20 protein-coding genes and 3 pseudogenes are annotated in these 16,662 nt (G+C 59.2%); 9 read left to right on the top strand and 14 right to left on the bottom strand.

The annotated features are described in order from the left end of the window. Positions 1–52: 52 nt before the first annotated feature. Together ACVWYP_RS42630 and ACVWYP_RS42625 are read left to right on the top strand one after the other, a co-directional pair. A pseudogene (locus ACVWYP_RS42630) lies at positions 53–586 on the top strand (IS66 family transposase); the annotation flags it as partial. A gap of 514 nt (positions 587–1,100) precedes the next feature. Further along, positions 1,101–1,502 carry a hypothetical protein gene (locus ACVWYP_RS42625; protein ID WP_028344413.1) on the top strand — a complete coding sequence of 134 codons (402 nt, stop codon included), beginning with the start codon at positions 1,101–1,103 and terminating at the stop codon, positions 1,500–1,502. Positions 1,503–1,626: 124 nt separating this feature from the next. On the opposite strand, the gene ACVWYP_RS42620 is transcribed toward ACVWYP_RS42625, so the two are convergent. Further along, positions 1,627–2,271: a hypothetical protein gene (locus tag ACVWYP_RS42620; RefSeq protein WP_194483292.1), complete on the bottom strand. Its 645-nt coding sequence runs from the start codon at positions 2,269–2,271 to the stop codon at positions 1,627–1,629. A 205-nt stretch (positions 2,272–2,476) separates the two neighbouring features. Here ACVWYP_RS42620 and ACVWYP_RS42615 point away from each other — a divergent pair, with 205 nt between their 5' ends. From ACVWYP_RS42615 to ACVWYP_RS42600, 4 genes are read left to right on the top strand one after another with little or no spacing between them, the layout of a single operon-like run. Next, on the top strand, positions 2,477–2,791 hold the full coding sequence (locus ACVWYP_RS42615) for a hypothetical protein (protein ID WP_129964766.1): 315 nt from the start codon (positions 2,477–2,479) through the stop codon (positions 2,789–2,791). A gap of 39 nt (positions 2,792–2,830) precedes the next feature. Then, positions 2,831–4,600 (top strand): carbamoyltransferase family protein, encoded by a 1,770-nt coding sequence (locus tag ACVWYP_RS42610; RefSeq protein ID WP_051448168.1) that lies wholly within the window; start codon positions 2,831–2,833, stop codon positions 4,598–4,600. Then, on the top strand, positions 4,578–5,222 hold the full coding sequence (locus tag ACVWYP_RS42605; protein WP_035633741.1) for a DUF6445 family protein: 645 nt from the start codon (positions 4,578–4,580) through the stop codon (positions 5,220–5,222). Before ACVWYP_RS42610 ends, ACVWYP_RS42605 begins: the two co-directional genes overlap by 23 nt. 36 nt (positions 5,223–5,258) lie before the next feature. Further along, on the top strand, positions 5,259–5,975 hold the full coding sequence (locus ACVWYP_RS42600; RefSeq protein WP_129964764.1) for an iron-containing redox enzyme family protein: 717 nt from the start codon (positions 5,259–5,261) through the stop codon (positions 5,973–5,975). A 917-nt stretch (positions 5,976–6,892) separates the two neighbouring features. Here ACVWYP_RS42600 and ACVWYP_RS42595 read toward each other — a convergent pair. From ACVWYP_RS42595 to ACVWYP_RS42585, 3 genes are read right to left on the bottom strand one after another with little or no spacing between them, the layout of a single operon-like run. Next, positions 6,893–7,426, bottom strand: coding sequence for an IS4 family transposase (locus ACVWYP_RS42595; protein WP_244980941.1), 534 nt, complete (start codon positions 7,424–7,426; stop codon positions 6,893–6,895). 57 nt (positions 7,427–7,483) lie between these two features. Beyond that, the gene (locus ACVWYP_RS42590) at positions 7,484–7,762 is read right to left on the bottom strand and encodes a hypothetical protein (RefSeq protein WP_244980942.1); all 279 of its coding nucleotides are present in this window, start codon (positions 7,760–7,762) and stop codon (positions 7,484–7,486) included. Continuing rightward, positions 7,750–8,355, bottom strand: coding sequence for an IS4/Tn5 family transposase DNA-binding protein (locus ACVWYP_RS42585; RefSeq protein ID WP_244980943.1), 606 nt, complete (start codon positions 8,353–8,355; stop codon positions 7,750–7,752). The genes ACVWYP_RS42590 and ACVWYP_RS42585 overlap by 13 nt, the downstream gene beginning before the upstream one ends. A gap of 166 nt (positions 8,356–8,521) precedes the next feature. Here ACVWYP_RS42585 and ACVWYP_RS42580 point away from each other — a divergent pair, with 166 nt between their 5' ends. Beyond that, complete coding sequence (locus ACVWYP_RS42580) at positions 8,522–8,695, top strand: transposase (RefSeq protein ID WP_244980944.1); 174 nt, start codon at positions 8,522–8,524, stop codon at positions 8,693–8,695. A gap of 359 nt (positions 8,696–9,054) precedes the next feature. Here ACVWYP_RS42580 and ACVWYP_RS42575 read toward each other — a convergent pair whose 3' ends face one another. The 7 genes from ACVWYP_RS42575 to ACVWYP_RS42545 all read right to left on the bottom strand — a co-directional run bounded on the left by ACVWYP_RS42575 (position 9,055) and on the right by ACVWYP_RS42545 (position 12,692). Beyond that, entirely contained in the window at positions 9,055–9,525 is a 471-nt protein-coding gene (locus tag ACVWYP_RS42575; RefSeq protein WP_197971369.1) for a tyrosine-type recombinase/integrase, read from the bottom strand. A 337-nt stretch (positions 9,526–9,862) separates the two neighbouring features. Beyond that, positions 9,863–9,982, bottom strand: coding sequence for a hypothetical protein (locus ACVWYP_RS42570; protein WP_304494566.1), 120 nt, complete (start codon positions 9,980–9,982; stop codon positions 9,863–9,865). 25 nt (positions 9,983–10,007) lie between these two features. Then, complete coding sequence (locus ACVWYP_RS42565; protein ID WP_197971350.1) at positions 10,008–10,421, bottom strand: Clp protease/crotonase-like domain-containing protein; 414 nt, start codon at positions 10,419–10,421, stop codon at positions 10,008–10,010. A gap of 11 nt (positions 10,422–10,432) precedes the next feature. Continuing rightward, complete coding sequence (locus ACVWYP_RS42560) at positions 10,433–10,672, bottom strand: hypothetical protein (protein ID WP_129964762.1); 240 nt, start codon at positions 10,670–10,672, stop codon at positions 10,433–10,435. Then, positions 10,650–11,111: a hypothetical protein gene (locus ACVWYP_RS42555; RefSeq protein WP_129964761.1), complete on the bottom strand. Its 462-nt coding sequence runs from the start codon at positions 11,109–11,111 to the stop codon at positions 10,650–10,652. The genes ACVWYP_RS42560 and ACVWYP_RS42555 overlap by 23 nt, the downstream gene beginning before the upstream one ends. 537 nt (positions 11,112–11,648) lie before the next feature. Next, the gene (locus tag ACVWYP_RS42550) at positions 11,649–11,822 is read right to left on the bottom strand and encodes a hypothetical protein (protein WP_155258820.1); all 174 of its coding nucleotides are present in this window, start codon (positions 11,820–11,822) and stop codon (positions 11,649–11,651) included. Between the two features lie 633 nt (positions 11,823–12,455). Next, a complete protein-coding gene (locus ACVWYP_RS42545; RefSeq protein WP_244980945.1) occupies positions 12,456–12,692 on the bottom strand; it encodes a hypothetical protein in 237 nt (78 codons plus the stop codon). A 537-nt stretch (positions 12,693–13,229) separates the two neighbouring features. Between ACVWYP_RS42545 and ACVWYP_RS42540 the strand changes: the two genes are divergently transcribed. Together ACVWYP_RS42540 and ACVWYP_RS42535 are read left to right on the top strand one after the other, a co-directional pair. Beyond that, a complete protein-coding gene (locus ACVWYP_RS42540) occupies positions 13,230–13,991 on the top strand; it encodes a hypothetical protein (RefSeq protein ID WP_129964759.1) in 762 nt (253 codons plus the stop codon). Positions 13,992–14,007: 16 nt separating this feature from the next. After that, positions 14,008–14,217: a hypothetical protein gene (locus ACVWYP_RS42535; RefSeq protein ID WP_129964758.1), complete on the top strand. Its 210-nt coding sequence runs from the start codon at positions 14,008–14,010 to the stop codon at positions 14,215–14,217. Between the two features lie 76 nt (positions 14,218–14,293). Here ACVWYP_RS42535 and ACVWYP_RS42530 read toward each other — a convergent pair. The 3 genes and pseudogenes from ACVWYP_RS42530 to ACVWYP_RS42520 form a co-directional block, all read right to left on the bottom strand. Continuing rightward, positions 14,294–14,982, bottom strand: a pseudogene (locus ACVWYP_RS42530) (IS5 family transposase). 587 nt (positions 14,983–15,569) lie between these two features. Beyond that, positions 15,570–15,985, bottom strand: a pseudogene (locus ACVWYP_RS42525) (transposase); the annotation flags it as partial. A 126-nt stretch (positions 15,986–16,111) separates the two neighbouring features. Further along, positions 16,112–16,477, bottom strand: coding sequence for an alcohol dehydrogenase catalytic domain-containing protein (locus ACVWYP_RS42520; protein ID WP_028344450.1), 366 nt, complete (start codon positions 16,475–16,477; stop codon positions 16,112–16,114). Positions 16,478–16,662: the final 185 nt, after the last annotated feature.

Below are 16,662 nucleotides of genomic sequence, written 5' to 3'. Positions count from 1 at the left end.
TCCGCCCCTCAAGCTCGGCAACCCGCTCCAATGCGCCATTCCAGCGCGCCTGGTCTCTCCGATCGCGCTGGAGGCGGTCAGACGCCTCGATGCGTTGTTCGAGATCGAGCGCGCCATTAACGGCTGCGGTGCCGACGAGCGGCGCGTCGTGCGCCAGGAAAAGAGCAGGCCGCTTCTCGACGACGTGCACGCCTGATTGCTGCGTGAGCGCGAAACCCTCTCTCGCTCCTCCGAGGTCCTGAAGCCCATGAATTACATGCTCAGGCGCTGGGACGACTTCGCCCGCGTCCTCGACGATGGCAGGATCTGCTTGACCAACAATTGTGCTGAGCGCGCATTGAGAGGCATCGCCTTGGGAAGGCGCAACTGGACCTTCGCCGGCAGCCAGCGCGGCGCCGACCGTGCCGCCATTATGCTGACGATGATCACGACCTGTCGCCTCAACGAGGTCGATCCGAAAGCCTGGCTCGCCGACGTCCTCGTCCGCATCGCCGATCTTCCCGCATCGCGTCTGCACGAATTGCTGCCCTGGGAATGGAAGCTCTTGCGCCAAGCCGACAAGCCCGCCGATCAGCAGGTCGCCTGACCTTCACACAACGCCCAGCCATCATTGAGGCAGCCGCTCTCACGCGCATGCGCCAATCAGGCGGTCTTCGTCGTGTGCGTACCGTGCAGTTGGTCACGCCTACGAACAATGCGTGTGGGCGATGTTTGCGTTGCGACGTAATCGACTGCGATGGCTTCCACAAATTATCCGACTCATATCGTCACGCAGGCGCTCGCCAATGTTCCGGCAACACCCGTCCGGCCATCTTGCATATCGATTTCGCTGCCGTGAAAACCTTGCTTGAGGGAGTTACCCGCGACTGAAATGGTGTCCTCGAGTTTTTGGTGGAAGAGTTTTCGTCCGCTGCGGTCGCGACGAGTAGTGATCAGTTGGCGTGCTTGTCGGCGTCCAGGTCATTTCACCGCTCCTTAGAGCCCCCTACCTATTTTGGCGGTGGCGGCCGGCTGTGTCGTGGTACACACTCAGGAAGTATTCAACTCGCAGTTCCGGATGGCATCGATGTCAACCCGATCGAAAGCTCTTGGGAAACGCCATGAGTGATCCTGATAAGACCGGTCCTGGCAGCTCCAGTTTGATTGATAGCCTTCGCCAAGCAATCGAGCAGGCCGAGGAGCGCGTGGCTACATTGGGCCCAGATCAGTGTACGGCCCGTCTGCTCGCCGCTCTTGCCAACCAGTCGGTGCAAGAGCATTTCATCAAGCATATTTTGAACGGCGAGGGGTTCTCGCGCGGCTATTGCCTCGGCAGCTTTATCCCCGAAGAGGATCGTATCGTTTTCGAGTTCATCTGCATGCCACCCAAGATTTGTCTGTTTCCAATGAAGTTCCTTGTCCGAATGAACATCATCACGCAAGCGGTGATCGAGGTGATCGATCCTGCGCCGACCTGGGTGCCGGTCCATGAACAATTACCCGGCGCAATGTTCAGGCTTTGACAGGGAAGAAGCTAGTGAATGCGTCGCAACCAGATCTAGTCGAGTTACTAACAGGGGCAACAGCGGGAAGCGTTGTTTGGAAATGCGTCAGTGACGCATCGGCACAGGAGAGAAGGACGATGACTCAGGGACTCACAGCGGGCACGACTGCAGGATTCGACGGAACGGCGCCCACCTTGGCGGCCACGGCAACGCCGGGTTTTGCCGCGACGGCAACTCCGGGCTTGACCGCAACGCCAGGCTTGGCGGCCACGGCAACGCCGGGTTTTGCCGCGACGGTCACTCCGGGCTTGACCGCGACGCCGGGTTTTGCCGCGACGGCAACTCCGGGCTTGACCGCAACGCCGGGCTTGGCGGCCACGGCAACGCCGGGTTTTGCCGCGACGGTCACTCCGGGCTTGACCGCGACGCCGGGCTTGGCGGCCACGGCAACGCCGGGTTTTGCCGCGACGGTCACTCCGGGCTTGACCGCGACGCCGGGCTTGGCGGCCACGGCAACGCCGGGTTTTGCCGCGACGGTCACTCCGGGCTTGACCGCAACGCCGGGCTTGGCGGCCACGGCAACGCCGGGTTTTGCCGCGACGGTCACTCCGGGCTTGACCGCGACGCCGGGCTTGGCGGCCACGGCAACGCCGGGTTTTGCCGCGACGGTCACTCCGGGCTTGACCGCAACGCCAGGCTTGGCGGCCACGGCAACGCCGGGTTTTGCCGCGACGGCAACTCCGGGCTTGACCGCAACGCCTGGACTTGCCGGTCTCACTGCTGCCATGGCCCCCACTCCTAGTTCTGCTGTAACGGCCACTCCTCAGGTTTTTCGTGTGATGGTCCCAAGCTTGGCGGGGCCAGTGGCTATGGACGTCGTCAAGTAGCCGCTAGACAGTGCCGCCCGCCTTGCGGCTGCGCGTCGGTTGAAGGTCCGACGCGCATCCGTGACGCGTGGAGGTGCAATGTTAATCGTTGGGGAGTGGGCCGCAATGGCGTATGGGCAGATGGAAAAGCTCCTGATCAAAGCAATACTGGAGCCCGACTTTGGCAAGGAGCTGATATCACAGGGGAGGTCGGCTGGAGCGCGATACGGCTCCGACCAAGGCGAAGCCGCGGCGCTGTCGGAGCTACTCGCGAATGATGGCGCTGGCTTGGCTGCCGTGCTGTCGGTGATCGATACGGCTATCGATGCCCGCCTGTCACTCGGCCTGTTTGGCAGACTCCCGCACGAACTTGGCGGAGGAGATCCCAAACAGCATCAGCCCGCCGGTCACGTCGCCCCCATGAGCGCCCATACGGGCTAAGCTCGGAGCAGTGCGGCAATTGTTGCGGGGCGCCTTCTCATGTATGCTCTTGGTCTGAACCTGTCGCATGATAGATCCGCGTGCCTGCTGAGCGACTCAGGCGATATCGTCGCAATCGCGGAAGAACGTCTCGACCGGCACAAGCATTCCTGTCCGTTGGACCGGCTGAACCGACTTTTCGCTCTCGTCCCGCAGAAGAGCCTGTATTACTGCCTCGAAGCCTGCGGCATTGGCGTCGAAGACCTGGACGTCGTCGTATTCTGCAACGCAGCGATCGTCGGCGGCAACGTCATCCGTAATCTAAGTGTTGCCGATTGCGCGGTTCAGATGCCGTGGTCGCCGCGTTCGCACCTTGCGACGATAAACCATCACGAGGCGCACGCGCTGAGTGCCTTCGTGCCATCGGGCTTCGAAGAGGCGGCCGTCCTAGTCGTCGACAAAGGAGGCAGCGTGTGGGACTGGTGGCGAAATCGGCAGGGCGCCGACATCCCGCTGATCGAGCGGGCTAGTCTCTACCGAGCCTCGCCCAACGCACTGGAGCTGGTCGCAAAAATCCATGATCGCAAGGGTGATCTGCTGTGGAACTGCAATTCTGTCGGCGCGCTCTACGAACTCGCCACGCTCCAGATCGGATGCACGCCGTTCGACGCCGGCAAGACGATGGGTTTAGCGCCGTACGGCATGACGATATACGCCGACGAGTTCAAGCGCCAGCTCGAGCTGGCCGAAGGTGGCTTCCAGATCAGCCCAACTGTTCAATCCGTTGGCCAACATCTCTTTCCGCAATTCTTCACCGCCAAATATGGGCCGGTGAACTTGCGACCGGACGAGCCCCCGCAATATTACGCCGACCTCGCGCGCGCCGCCCAGGAAGCCGTCGAAGAGATTATGGTCCACCTGGCGCGAGAGGCCTATGCGAAGACCGGCCTGCCTCGACTCTGTATTGCCGGCGGCCTCGGCCTCAATTGCGTGGCCAATGCCCGTATCGAGAAGTCGACCCCCTTTGAGCAAATTTTCGTGCAGCCCGCTGCCACCGATGATGGCACCGCTATTGGTGCTGCGTTCCGGGGATTATCGATAAGGGGAGGCGAGTTTCCGCGCAACGGCTTGTGGCACACCGCGCTTGGCCGCACGTATAGCTCCGTGGAGGTCGAGAGTGCTGTGCGGGCGCTGCCTACGCTTGAGCAAAACTACGCCGAGATTCTCGATGCTACGCTCTACGATGTCGTGCGGGTGCTGACCAACGCGGGGGTGGTCGGATGGTTCGAGGGTGGCTCGGAATTCGGCCCGCGCGCGCTTGGTCATCGCAGCCTCTTGGCCGACCCGCGTCCAGCCGAGATGCGAGCGTTTCTCAACGGGCAGGTCAAAAACCGCGAGCAATATCGCCCATATGGAGCGAGCGTCCTGGTTGATCGTGCCAACGATTATTTCGAACTGCGCAGCGAACAGCCTTACATGCTGTTCGTTTGCGGCGTCCGGCCGCGGTGCCAGGCGGAGGCGCCGAGCGTCGTTCACGTCGACAATACCTGTCGAGTGCAGACGGTCGCGCGTGATCGTGATCCCCTCTACTACGACCTGATTTCGGCGTTCGCGGAGCAGACCGGATTGCCGTTTGTGCTCAACACCTCATTCAACGGAAAAGGCGAGCCGATCGTCGAGTCGCCAGCCGACGCCATTACGACCGCGGTCAACATGAAGCTCGATGCACTGTATCTGAACGGGCGCCTCTTCGTGCGGCGGCAATCAAACACGCGATTTAAAAAATGGGAGCAGACGAGTGGCTGCAATGCGCCTAACAGTTCTCGATGATTTTTACCCGGACCCATGGGCAGTGCGTCGCTACGCGCTGACCTTGCGCTACGAAGACGCCGCCAACGAGAACGACAATACCCATTATAAGGGCATGCTGACTACGCCCTCGCACCCATACGCGGAGGGCGGCCTGGGTCTCATCGCCTGCGCCCTTAGCAAACCTCTCGTTTGGCGCACCCCTATCGGCGAGTTCCGCCTGCTGCTGAAGAGGAAGCCAGACGCAAATCCCAACGAACGGGCGACCTGGATCCACTACGATGCCATGGTCGCTAGCTATGCTGCTCTCGTTTTTCTTAATCTCGATTCGCAGTGTCAGGGCGGGACCAGCTTCTTTCGCCACCGCCAACTCCAATGGGATCGCATACCGGACTTGAATTCAGAGGATATGGCCCAGCTCTGTCGCAACTTGAATATCACCATCCCCGAGGTGCTCGAGACCTTGAAGCATGACGGCTTCAAGATTGATGAGAAGTGGGATCTGCTTACGACAGTGCCTATGAAGTTCAACCGGTGCATCATCTTCGACAGTCGCCAGTTCCATGCTCGAACCGGAACCTTCGGCGCTACGCCGCTCGATGGCCGACTGACCCAAAACTTCTTTTTTGATGTCCTGAATTGACTTTGTCCGCTCGTGCGGGCGGCGCGGGAGGCTTACGTGAGGGTAGAGCAGTGGAGGCAGGCGATCGACCAAATCATGGTGGCGGAATGCTTGCTATTCGCAAACAGCGTTCCCCGTGCTGACCATCTGAGCGGACCGACGACGCCACTCGATCGGACGTACTATCTGCGTCACCGTATCGAGACGGTGCGGCGCATCTGGGAGACCGCACGCACCGATGCGCTCGCCCTGAGCGTAATGGTCCGTGAGGACTATGAAGCGGCGCGCTATTGGGCCGAGTATCTCCGCGAAGAGATGAACCATGACAAGTTGTATTTGGGCGATCTCGGAAGGCACGGCATTAGCAGAGACCTGGTCTCGACCACCCCGCCGTTCGCTTCCACCTTGGATCTGATCGCGACCCTCGAACGGCGGATCATGGAGTTCGGTTCGCTTCCTGCCGTTGCGTATTCGGTGTTCGTGGAGTGGAACTCAAGACATGCCTCGCCGCTCGCCGCGGCGCGTGCGGCCGAGGCTTTCGGTCAGAACTGCGTCAACGGTGCGAGGGCGCACATCGCCATCGACGAGCGCGATCACCACGATGAGATGATGCTGGCCGTGGCCACGCGAGTCATGGGGGCGCGAAACTATTCGACTGGGCTCCTGGCAACTCTGCTGTCCGAAGTCGGCGCTTTGTTGCGCGCTTATTTCGTAGAACTCGACGGGTATTCATCCGCGATGTCCGTTCGGCTGATTCGCACCTCAAAATCATAGCGACGAAAGCGCTGAGACAAAGCTCTTAATCTATCGCGCCGTCGACGTGCCAGCGTAGTTGAAGCGATCGGTAATGCCGAACTAGTTGTTGAAGCCTCCGCTGAGCGTCAGCATTCGTTGCCCCCAGCAGGCGCGTCAATAATACCCCCTGGAGACACCGCCTGACACCGCATCCATGTCGAATCCCATTCCCCAAAGTTCATAGTGAGGCCCACAGTTAGAGCGCGGCTACTTTCGCTCGCGTTGATGAAGGCTCGAAGCGCCTCGCGCAGTTCTCCAATGCGCGAAATGTGCGGGCAGCGGCGTCGCAACAGGATCGCCACGTATACGCTTAGAATTAGACCCGCAAACCGCAACAAAGGCGACTACGACGCCGTTATGTACGACATGGTCTGTTCCTGACGGCAACTGCTTCCCGCCGAAAACGCTCCATGTGTGGGTGTCTCCGCTCTTATGCCCACTCGGCACCTCTACCATTCAAGGTTCTAACCTCCTGACTTCCGTCCGAGACTATGTAGCAATGAGGCCGCAACTGGAGAGAGGAGAACAGCAAGGATGCTCCATCGACATTGGGGCATCACCATTTACCCCACAAGATCAAAAGGGCATTGGAGCTGAGCCCTCCAAGAGGGACGGCCGTTGATGACGTTTTGGAGGCATCGCTACGCGCGCCGTCCCCGCTCCAACGGTTAGGAGCTGTCGGTTCTGGTCTTCACACGCCGCTCCAGATATTCGACGATCTCGTGAACCCACCAAACGCGGGGAGAATTGCGGTGGTCCTTCAGCTTGAAGCCGATCGGAAATTTCCGCGCATCTTCCAAGCGATCAAGATGAGTTCGCGACCAACCGATATCGAAATCTGACTGATACCGAAATCTGACTTGAGCCGTTTGAAAGGTCTCCCTCCGGTGAAGCTTTCAATTACCCACAATTTCTACCCCAACGACGGCACCCAACCCGATGTCAGTAAGGCGTGACAGTCCGCGCCACATAACCGTATTGCCGGGCGGGGGATCATCGGAGCGCGCGAGGTAGCCGCCGAGTCGTGCGATCTTGGTCAGGTAATGAGACAGTGATTTTTGTCGGAACGACCTTTGGCCTTTATCCTTTACAAGAAGATCGAGCAGGTCGATCTCGATGTCGGACAGCGCAAGGCTCGGTGGCGCATCCGGGGCCGAGCGGTTGAGCATCGTCATCCAGAAGACTCGCCAACTCAGGATGCAAAAGACCGAGATCAGATTGGCAAGCCGTTGGGCGGTCCTGAGCTTCGACTCCTCAGCTTTGCAGCCCGATCTGAGGATCTTGTGGAACACCTCGATTTTCCACCTCAGCGCATACCATTCGAGCTTCTCAATGGCGTCCTTGCGTGACTGAACGGGCAGGTCGGTGATCAGTTTCCACTCGATTTTCTTTCTGTTCTTCGGTGTCCCGCGTTCTTCGGCATGGATCACCGTTAATGTCAGCGCGGATACCGCTTTCTGCTTTCCGATCGGCGGCAGGACTCGAATCTAACGATATCGGATCTCGAGAACGGCTTCGTCTGGATCGCCGCGGCTATCTCGAACTTCGACGCGATGCAGTCCCTTGACGGCAACCTCTTCCATTTCCTCGGCGATCGTGTGATCCCCGTCCACAGCCAAGCGGTCAACACAGGTTCTGACTAGGAAGTGCGTTCCGATCTGCTGTGCCGCGCAGAACAGTTCATAAATGTCGCTTTCACGATCACCGATATGGATGCACCGTCCCGGCTCCTCCAGAAGCTCGGTCGATTGCCTCAGATTCTCCAACCATCGGATGCTTTCCTTCTTCTCGATAGGAATCCGGGTTGGATGATCTTCTTTTTAAGCGCTGCCGTCCCCTTGAATTTCTTCCGAGTCCAGAATTTAACGGCTGCCAACCCAAGCGGCACCCCGTCGAATGTAACTGCGAGGCTCGAGTGCATCAGGATGCCGCAAACCGTGTGCGATCTCAGGCGACCCGCCTTGTCCCGTCCACTGTTTATGCTCTTGGTGATGCCGATCGCTTCTGAGTTCTCGCGTTGATAGCTAAACTCGGTTGTATCGTGCAGCACAAGAACGAGACCTTCAGCGGCGGCGGCACGATCACGTGTCGATTGGAAATGGCCGGCCAGAATGTTCGCTTCGCTGACCCGCTCATTAGAGAGAAAGCGGTAGGCTGCCTTGGTATTCGCCCAATCCTGGCAGACGAGCGGAATGCTTTGTCCCATGGCGCTTCCAATCTGCGTGAGCAGTTTGCGGAATCTGCCGCCGAGCCGCGCGTCCCTAAACTCGCATCCACTAATCTCTCGATCAATCCAGCATTCACGTTCCAACGATCGCAAAACGCCTTTTGCCGATCGATCCTTCAATGTCAGCCCCATAGAGCACCCCTTGCGAATCAGGTGCTCAACAAGGAATCACAAGTGATTCTTTCGACTCAAGAGTTCGCCGATCAGCAGATCAGCCCAAGTGGTCCAAGTTATGGGTAATTGAAAGCCGGTGAAGGCCGCCTTGTCGGGATAATGCGAGTGCTGTGTAACAGCCCTTATGGACAGCAATAAGTGCGGTGCTCAGATTGAGCGGGTTGAGGTTGTTGAGACTGGCCGGCGGCGTCGGTGGACCGATGATGTGAAGCTCAGGATCGTTTTGGAGAGTTTGCAGAGCCCGCGGGCCGTCTCATCGACTGCGCGGCGATATGGGATTCGCGCTCGCTTCTGTTGACTTGGCGGCGATCGCTCGGGACGCGGCCGCGCAAAAATGAACAGCCTCAGCCTTCCTTTGTGCCGGCGATGGTGACGCCCGAGCCGGCTGCAGTGGGGTCGACCGTTCTGGCGACACCGGCGAGCGGGCGTATGGAGATTGTCGTCGGCACGGCCTGTCGTGTGATTGTGGACGCCGGCGTTGATATGACCGCGTTGTCTCGGGTGTTGGACCTTCTGGAGCAGCGATGATCCCGATCGCAGCAGGCGCGAGAATCTGGATCGCGACCGGTCACACTGACATGCGCAATTATGCGGAGCCTACAATTATGCGGAGTGCGCGGCAGGAAGTTGCTGCCCGCCGCGGTTTTCTCGTATGTCTCACTCCGCATAATTCGGCTTGCGTCCGGCCGCGTTCAGCATGGCCAGGAGCTTGTCGGGTGCCCGGAAGCGACCAGGGGTCAGCATCGGCGGCGACATGGCGGTGAGCGCTTCGAGCTTCTCCGTCGGATCGGCTCGAAGGTAGACCTCGGTGCTTTGCAGGCTGGCGTGTCCGAGCCACAGCGAGACTTTCCGGACGTCCCGGGTCGCCTGAAGCGTATGCATGGCGCAGGTATGGCGCAGTACGTGCGGACTGACGCCTTTGTCGGCGATCGAGGGCGCTTTGCGAGCGGCGGTGGCGACATGCTTGGTCAGGATGTATTCAAAGCCTGAGCGGGTCATCGCCTGGGCGCGAGCGTTGAGGAACAGCTCAGGAGCGCCGCTGACTGGACGCACTTTGAGCCAAGCCTTCACAGCTGCGGCCGTCTCCTTCCAGAGAGGCAGGACACGTTCACGACGGCCCTTGCCCATGATGTGCACGCTGGACATGGTCTGGCGGGCCAGAGCTGATTGACGGCGGTCGTCTTGTCCTTGAACTCGTTCGCCGCCTTGATCACCACATAGGCCGGGCTGGTGATGATCACGCAACCGAAAGAATTCGGCTCCATGTTCGACCTGGATGATCTCCAATGAGCCGTGCGACCTGGTGTGGTGCTCGTGGAGGGGGTGTTGATTTTCGGCTTCGACATGAGCTCGCGCAGGCATTCCGCGAGCGTACCGTACCAATTAGCGTCCTCGGCCACTCGGCTCGATAATTCGGCCCCGACCTCCAGGGCGCGCGGTCCCGTCACGGTTAACCCGCGCAGGATCATCTCGATCGCCTTGGCCTCCCAACGATCCTGGGCAAGCGCTGCGTGCCGCCGCCACCCGGAAAGATGCCAATACGGGTTTCCGGCAGACCCATTGCCGTAACGGCATTCCCTGCGATGCGCAGGTCGCATGCTAGTGATAGCTCAAAGCCTCCACCTCATGCATAAGCTATTTATCGCGGCTACGACCGGCTTCTCGACGGCTGCAATCAGGTCGGTGAGCGCATGGAAGCCTGGCGGTCGAGGACCGGGTGGCGACGGCGGGTGCGGCGCTCCGCGCTCAATCGCATCCGCGGAGTCAGGGAGTTCCCTGACGTCGTAATGGCGAATGAAGATGCCGGGTACGCTCCCCGTGATGACTACGGCCCGCACCGATGTGTTTTCTCCTGCAGCCGCGACTGCATGAAACATCTCGGCCGTCCCAGCAGCGGTCATGGTGCCGAACGGGGCGTTTACGTAGGTGATGATACGAACCACGGCGCGATCTTCGGTGGAAACAAGGGCGATGGGCGTCCTCTCTCCTGCCGCGCACCGGCTGCTCGGGACCGTGATCTCCATCGGAAGCATCCTCACATTCTGGATGAACTTTCCAACTGGATCGCGGATGCAAAGTGATCGCGGATCAGGCAGCCAAATCGGCATCCGGCGGTCGCTCGAACAATCTCGCTTGAAAAAGAATGGCCGATCTCCGCGTTGAGGTGGGTGCACTTGCGCGTTATCGACGCGATCAACGCCGCCGGCAGTCGCATTGACAGCTTGGCGAAACACGGCAGCACTAAGATCCTATCACTGATGAAAACCGGCTTCATTCGGTTCTTGTTCTTCAGTGGGCGCAGGGGTCAGCGAGCCGTCGGCCTGAACGATCATCTTGCGCGAGAGGGGCGCGCCAAGCGGCGGAACTGCCGATCGCCGGATCTGCGGCGGATATCGCCGGGAAAACGCTGCAATCAGGCGCTGGCGGCGGCGAGCTTTTTCCACCACCTTCTCGATGGTCTTCTCTTTGGAGCGTAGTGCGGCGCGGGCGCGTCGGCGTTGGCGGTTCCACTCCTGCACGTCCGTTAACAGCCACATTGCCTCACCCGCTGAAGTGCTCGCGCACGGAAAATGTGGCTCTCCAGCCCAACGAGCGATTGTCCGAGGCGTGGTCTTGAAGTACGCGGCCAGTTGGACCACTGTCATTAAGATGCCGATAAAGCCGATCGATGTCGGTCCAACATTCTCAGTGATGCTCCCAGTGCTGTCTTTCATTGCTCGCGAGCCGCCCCTGGCAAGCGACCGCGAGCGGGCAGCAACTTGCCATTCATGAGCGACGCTCTTCATGCGCCGCGATGGCGCTTTCCAAAACCTCTTCACGGGTCATGTGAACTATCTCCCCAGCGAGCCTGTTGCGGAAGGCCGGCAGAAAGAGGCGCGGGCGTCTGGAGGAGCCGCCCGCGCGAAGTTTGCTACGCCAAGCTTGGCTGCTGGGGTTGCGTGAAATAAACAGCTAAGCCAAAAGTCTCTCAGCAACTCGCGTGCCAGACGGTCACGAACTTCAAGTGTAGAGATAAGCGGTGCCAGCCTTTTCGCCCGTCGTAGCCTGACCTCGACAGAGCACGGCGGCTAGCGCCACGATGGAAAACGTGCGGGCGGCGGCTGAGGGACCGCCCGCCGAGTTGAGTTACGCATGATACTTGGCCCTCAGGAGATTCAGCAAGCGACTAAGCCATACATGGCTCAGCAATCCGCGTGCCAGACAGTCATCAAACGCAAGGGAAAAACGGCACGCTTTCACACGCAGATCCGCTAAGCAGTTCTAAAGAGCGCAAGCGGGTGTTTGCGTATGAGTTCTGTGCTCGCCTTCGCGAACTCGTCACGGCCTCCACGCTCATCGATGGCCTCCCGCAGTGCGGCGAGCTTGTCGGGATCGGCAGAGCGAATAGCTGCGTCGAAGGCAGGCATGAACTTGAGCCTGTCCATTGCAATAGTCCCCAGAGGCGATCTTGAGCCTGACCTACGAACTTTGCTTCCACTGCGGAGGCGGCCTAGGTGACCGTCTGGTTGCCTGATGCTTCACAATCGCCGCAAGCACTGCGCTCTTTGTGATCTTCCCCTTAGACCATTCCCGGAGTGCCGCTATGGCGTCCTCTTCACGCGTCATGGCATGATCTCCACACCGTGTCACCGATGGCATGGAAAAGATGCGCGGAGGAGAGTCACCCACGCAGACTTGGCCATCTCATGGGGGTTGCGCGAAATTATGAGGAGCCAAGCCCAATTGGCTCCCAGCAACTCGCGTGCCATTCAAGATGCAAGAGAGGCGAAATAGTGCGCACCACCATGAAAAGCGTGCGGGCGGCAGCTGACGACCGCCCGCACGAGTTACGATGCGAGGACTTGGCCCTCAAGAGAGTCAATCAATAAGCGACCAAGCCATACTTGGCTCAGCAATCAGTGTGCCAGACGGCCACATTGCGCAGAGAGGCAAACGGCGCGCTTTCATACCTTGTGCAGACTAACTATTCGCGCGAGCGGTGCCTTCCGGACCACAATGTCATGAACCGGACGCAACTGAACGAGATCAGACGTGCCGCGGTAATGACGACGAGGGCGCTAAATAATCGGACTGATCTCGTCATCGTGCACGACGAGAAGCTCGCCGGGCTTCATGCCGAGTCTTCGCAACTGCTCCTCTTCGATTGGGCAGTTGAGCATTGCGGCCTTTGCGCCGCATTTCGCGATGGTCATCCTCACCACTTCCGCCGGATCGGCGACGGCCACCACGTAAGTTATGTGCCTGAATTCTTCGTCATCGTCGCCGTCTTCCTTGAAGACAGCTGCTGTCACCATCCAACCATCCATCTTGTTGCGCTCCGTATGCCGTGGGCCCTGCACTGCCGAACCTCTGAAGATCCGGAGGCATCGGACACGGCGGCTGAACACGAGGTCGGCCACCTCATTGCATGAATATTACGACCGCTGCGATGGCGAGCGAGGCTAGTCCCATCAAAATGACGCATGCGATGTACGGAAGGTCGCCACGCACTACACCGCTCCAGCACTTGACGGAGCGTGCACTCCGAGACGCGGCACACCAGCACAAGCCGGCGCGCAGCGTTCCGCACCCTGACACGGCAACCCAAGCCCTACACCTACTTGTCTGCATAGGTGCCAACTTCACGGCGAAGCCATTAGACGTTAGCACGCGCTCAACCTGCGGAGTATCTCGTTGACGCATCGCGAGGAGAAGCTCCGTCCTCCCGCGACCAAATCCCAATAGGGATCGGGCTGGAAGCCAGCTGTTCAATTGAACCACCATTTGGTGCAGCATCCTTAGATTGCGTTACGGGTACGGACGCAATGGCACCTCTCAACAGACGAGCGAGCATGAAGTTCCGAGTGCCCGAGGTTGTCATAGGTTGCTTGCTCACGGTCGCCGCTTTCGCCGTGGGAATGGCCTTCATGCCGTCTGCGAGAGCAGGCGAACCCTTGCTCAGTTGGTTCACCAAGGATGCAAGTGGCTTTTTCACTTCGGTGCAATTCGTTGTGGCGACAGTCCAAGCGGCACTCTTCTTCTATCAGCTTCGTTTGATCAAGCTCAGTTTGGATGACGCCAAGGTCGCATCTGAGGCGGCTACTCGGCAAGCTCGTGTTGCCGAAGACACCCTCAACAAGATCGAGCGCCCTTATGTCTTCGTCTTCAATGTGAGCTCTCTCAAAATCGTACGCTGGGAGGATTGGGAAAACGGGACCGAGGGTGTGAGGTTGTCCGTCACCTACTCGGTCGCAAACTATGGGAAGCTCCCTGCCGTCATCGAAGCTATGCAAGTAAGCCTGAGCGTGCACGCAGAGCCGCCAGCTCCGGTCAACTACGACCACAACCATCCCCTTGCGACCTCTGCTGTCCTCGTGCCTGGCGAGCCCCGCAACGATCTGGATGAGGGGCTTGCGTGGAATGATGTGGAGCTTGACGACTACGAAGGTGACCGTCCCGATTTCGGCGACATGCATCTGTTCTTCTGGGTCATCATTCGGTATCGCGGCACGTTCACAAGCGGCCACACCACCCGAGCGTGTTGGCGATACGACGAGCGAACACGCCGGTTTGTCGAGTTTAACGGAGGCCCCGAGTACAACAGTCAAACCTGAAGAGCAAGGAAGCGGGATGACAAAACACGGTTCGATCATCGAGGAGTTGGAGCGAGAACGAGCGAACATTGATCAGCTTTGGGCAGGCCTTGGAGGCCGCCAAGTCCGCGTCCATGCGGCCGGCGCCTCCGAGGCCGTTGTCACGGCCGAATACGTGGACGGCCTCAAGCAAGCCTCGAACGCGCTCAACAAAGCAATTACGGCCCTAAAGAACGTGGATGCCTGAAGGCGTTAGTTATCCACGATGGCCGGCCCGCCGTCACGCAAGATGTGCCGGTAGCCTTGATTAGGGTCCAGACTCATTAGATCCACCATACAAGAGCTGCGGTGAGGCAGACGGAGGCGAGATAGTTTCGCGCCAGCCTGTCATAACGGGTCGCGATACGCCTGAAGTCCTTCAGCCGGTTGAATGCACTCTCGATGCGCCAGCGCAGTTTGTAGAGGCGCTTTGAGAAGCTGTAGGGTTGTTTGCGATTGCTGCGGTTTGGAATGACCGGCTTGGTTCCGCGCGCATCCAGCTCCTCGCGCAATTCGGCGCTGTCATAGGCCTTGTCGCCGAGCATCCGTTTCGGAGGCTTGACCCTGCGGATCAGGCGTTCTGCGACCGGACAGTCGTGCGCTTCACCTCCGGTCAACAAAATCGCGATCAGGCGTCCCTTAGCATCTGCAAGTGCGTGTATCTTCGTGTTGCGCCCTCCGCGCGAGCGGCCAACAGCCTGCTTCTGCTCCCCCCTTTTCCGCCCGCTGCTGAGCGATGCGCTTTGACGTGCGTGGAGTCGATCATCTGCGTGTCTATCGATCGACCGTTGCCGGCAAGCGTGCGGAACAGGCTTTCCCATATGCCGCGCCGCGCCCACCGGGCGAAGCGATTGTAGATCGTTGTCGGAGGCCCGTAGGCTTCGGGGCAATCGGACCAGCGGCAGCCGCTTTTCAGCACATGTATAATGCCGCTGATAATGCGGCGATCGTCCTGCCGCTCGACACCGCGCACATCGGTTGGCAAGTGAGGTTCGATCCGCTGCCACTGCTCGTCGCTCAGCCAAAACAAACTCCTACTCACGATCCCAATCCTTCCCCAAAAGAGAATCAGTATCGTATTGTCGGAGCAGAACAATTAATGAGTTCTCACTCTAGTCATCCACTTGGCTCGGGCAAGATACGTCTCATAGGCTCGGCGGGCGCGCTGCGGCTCGCGTTTAGGATTGATGCGCAATACGATCTCCGCTACCACTCGCCAGTCTGCGCACTCTGCGTCCACTTCCAGCATGCGCATGTAGGTGACGGCGTGCTCCCGGTCATAAGGCGTCAAGGTCTGATCGCTCGGGGCGATATCCCGTGGCGGTCTTTGCATCGGATGCAACTCCGGTTTATCACCAACTAGAGCGTGATGACTTTCGTTTGGCCATATCCGGCGTTGGCGAAAGTAATAGGCACATTCGGCCGGTGAGACGGTGCCGAGGATCGGAGCGATAGCATCGTAGACGGCCTCGGTAGTTCGCTCATGCGCATGTTGGCGAGTCAATTGGGGGGGGCGCACGCTCAGGTCTTTGGCCCTGGCACTACATCGCACCCGGCAAACCGATCCTGAACATTGCCCGGGTGCACGATGGCGCTCAGCAAATGTCCTTGTGTATCGGTGACGATGTGGCGCTTGCGACCTTTGATCTTTTTGCCCGCATCAAAGCCGCCGTGCCCTCCGCTCTCGGTTGTCTTGATCGATCGACTGTCGATGATCGCCGCCGTTGGTTGCGGCTCCCGACGATTCCAACCAGGGCTTCATTGATCAAGGCCAACGCCCCGCTGTCGCGCAGGCCACAAAAATAGTACTGCACCGTCGTGAAGGGAGGAAAATCCTTCGGCAGTAGCGTCCATTGGCATCCCGTCGTCGCAATGTACTGGATCGCATCCCATACCGATCGCATCCAGGTCGTGCGCGGTTGCCCGACCTTGCTCAGCCTTGGCATCAACAGCTCGAGCAAGTCCCATTCCGCATCAGCTGCCGCCTCAACGCCCTTTGCGAACGCGACGCACTCAGCATGTGTTTCAAAGGTGGCTTGAAAGTTCCCACCGAAAAGGACATGGTTCGGCTGTGAAAGCGCTTGTTAGGCAACCAATTTGCCTCACAGGTCCTGACGGCGAACAACGCGGGCCACGTCGTTCGCCCGAAGCGTACGATAATCGGCGTTTGACCCGACCACAGTCATATCGGCCACGCGGTCGCCAATCTGAAAATCGTGCACGTCTTCACCGAGCTGATCGATTATCCCGACGACGTCGTAATCCATTACGAACGGCGGGCGGAGGCGCATCGTTTGCGGGTATAGGTGGCGCCTGATCAACACCTCGGTGTAATTGAGGCTCGACGCGATTACACGGACCCGCAGCTCTCCCCGACCAGCTGTCGGCAGGGGAGCGTCGATCACCTCCAGCCTCTTCGGATCACCGAAGCTGCTGACTTGAACAACTCGATTGCGCAGCTCTATCATGAGTGATCTCCCTGCAATCTCGTAATTCGGTGCAAGAACGGCACCAGTCCGCCGCTATCTTGCGGTCGCATCGCTACGTGATAGAGAATATTGCTGACCTGAGGTTCTGCCTTGATCTGACTCAAATCAGCCGACCCGACGTTGTCGGACCAGGTGGACGTTCGCGATCACGTTCTTTCTGGATT

This window comes from Bradyrhizobium sp. USDA 3262 (genome assembly GCF_054060035.1).
This window is presented reverse-complemented; position numbering and strand designations above follow the sequence as displayed.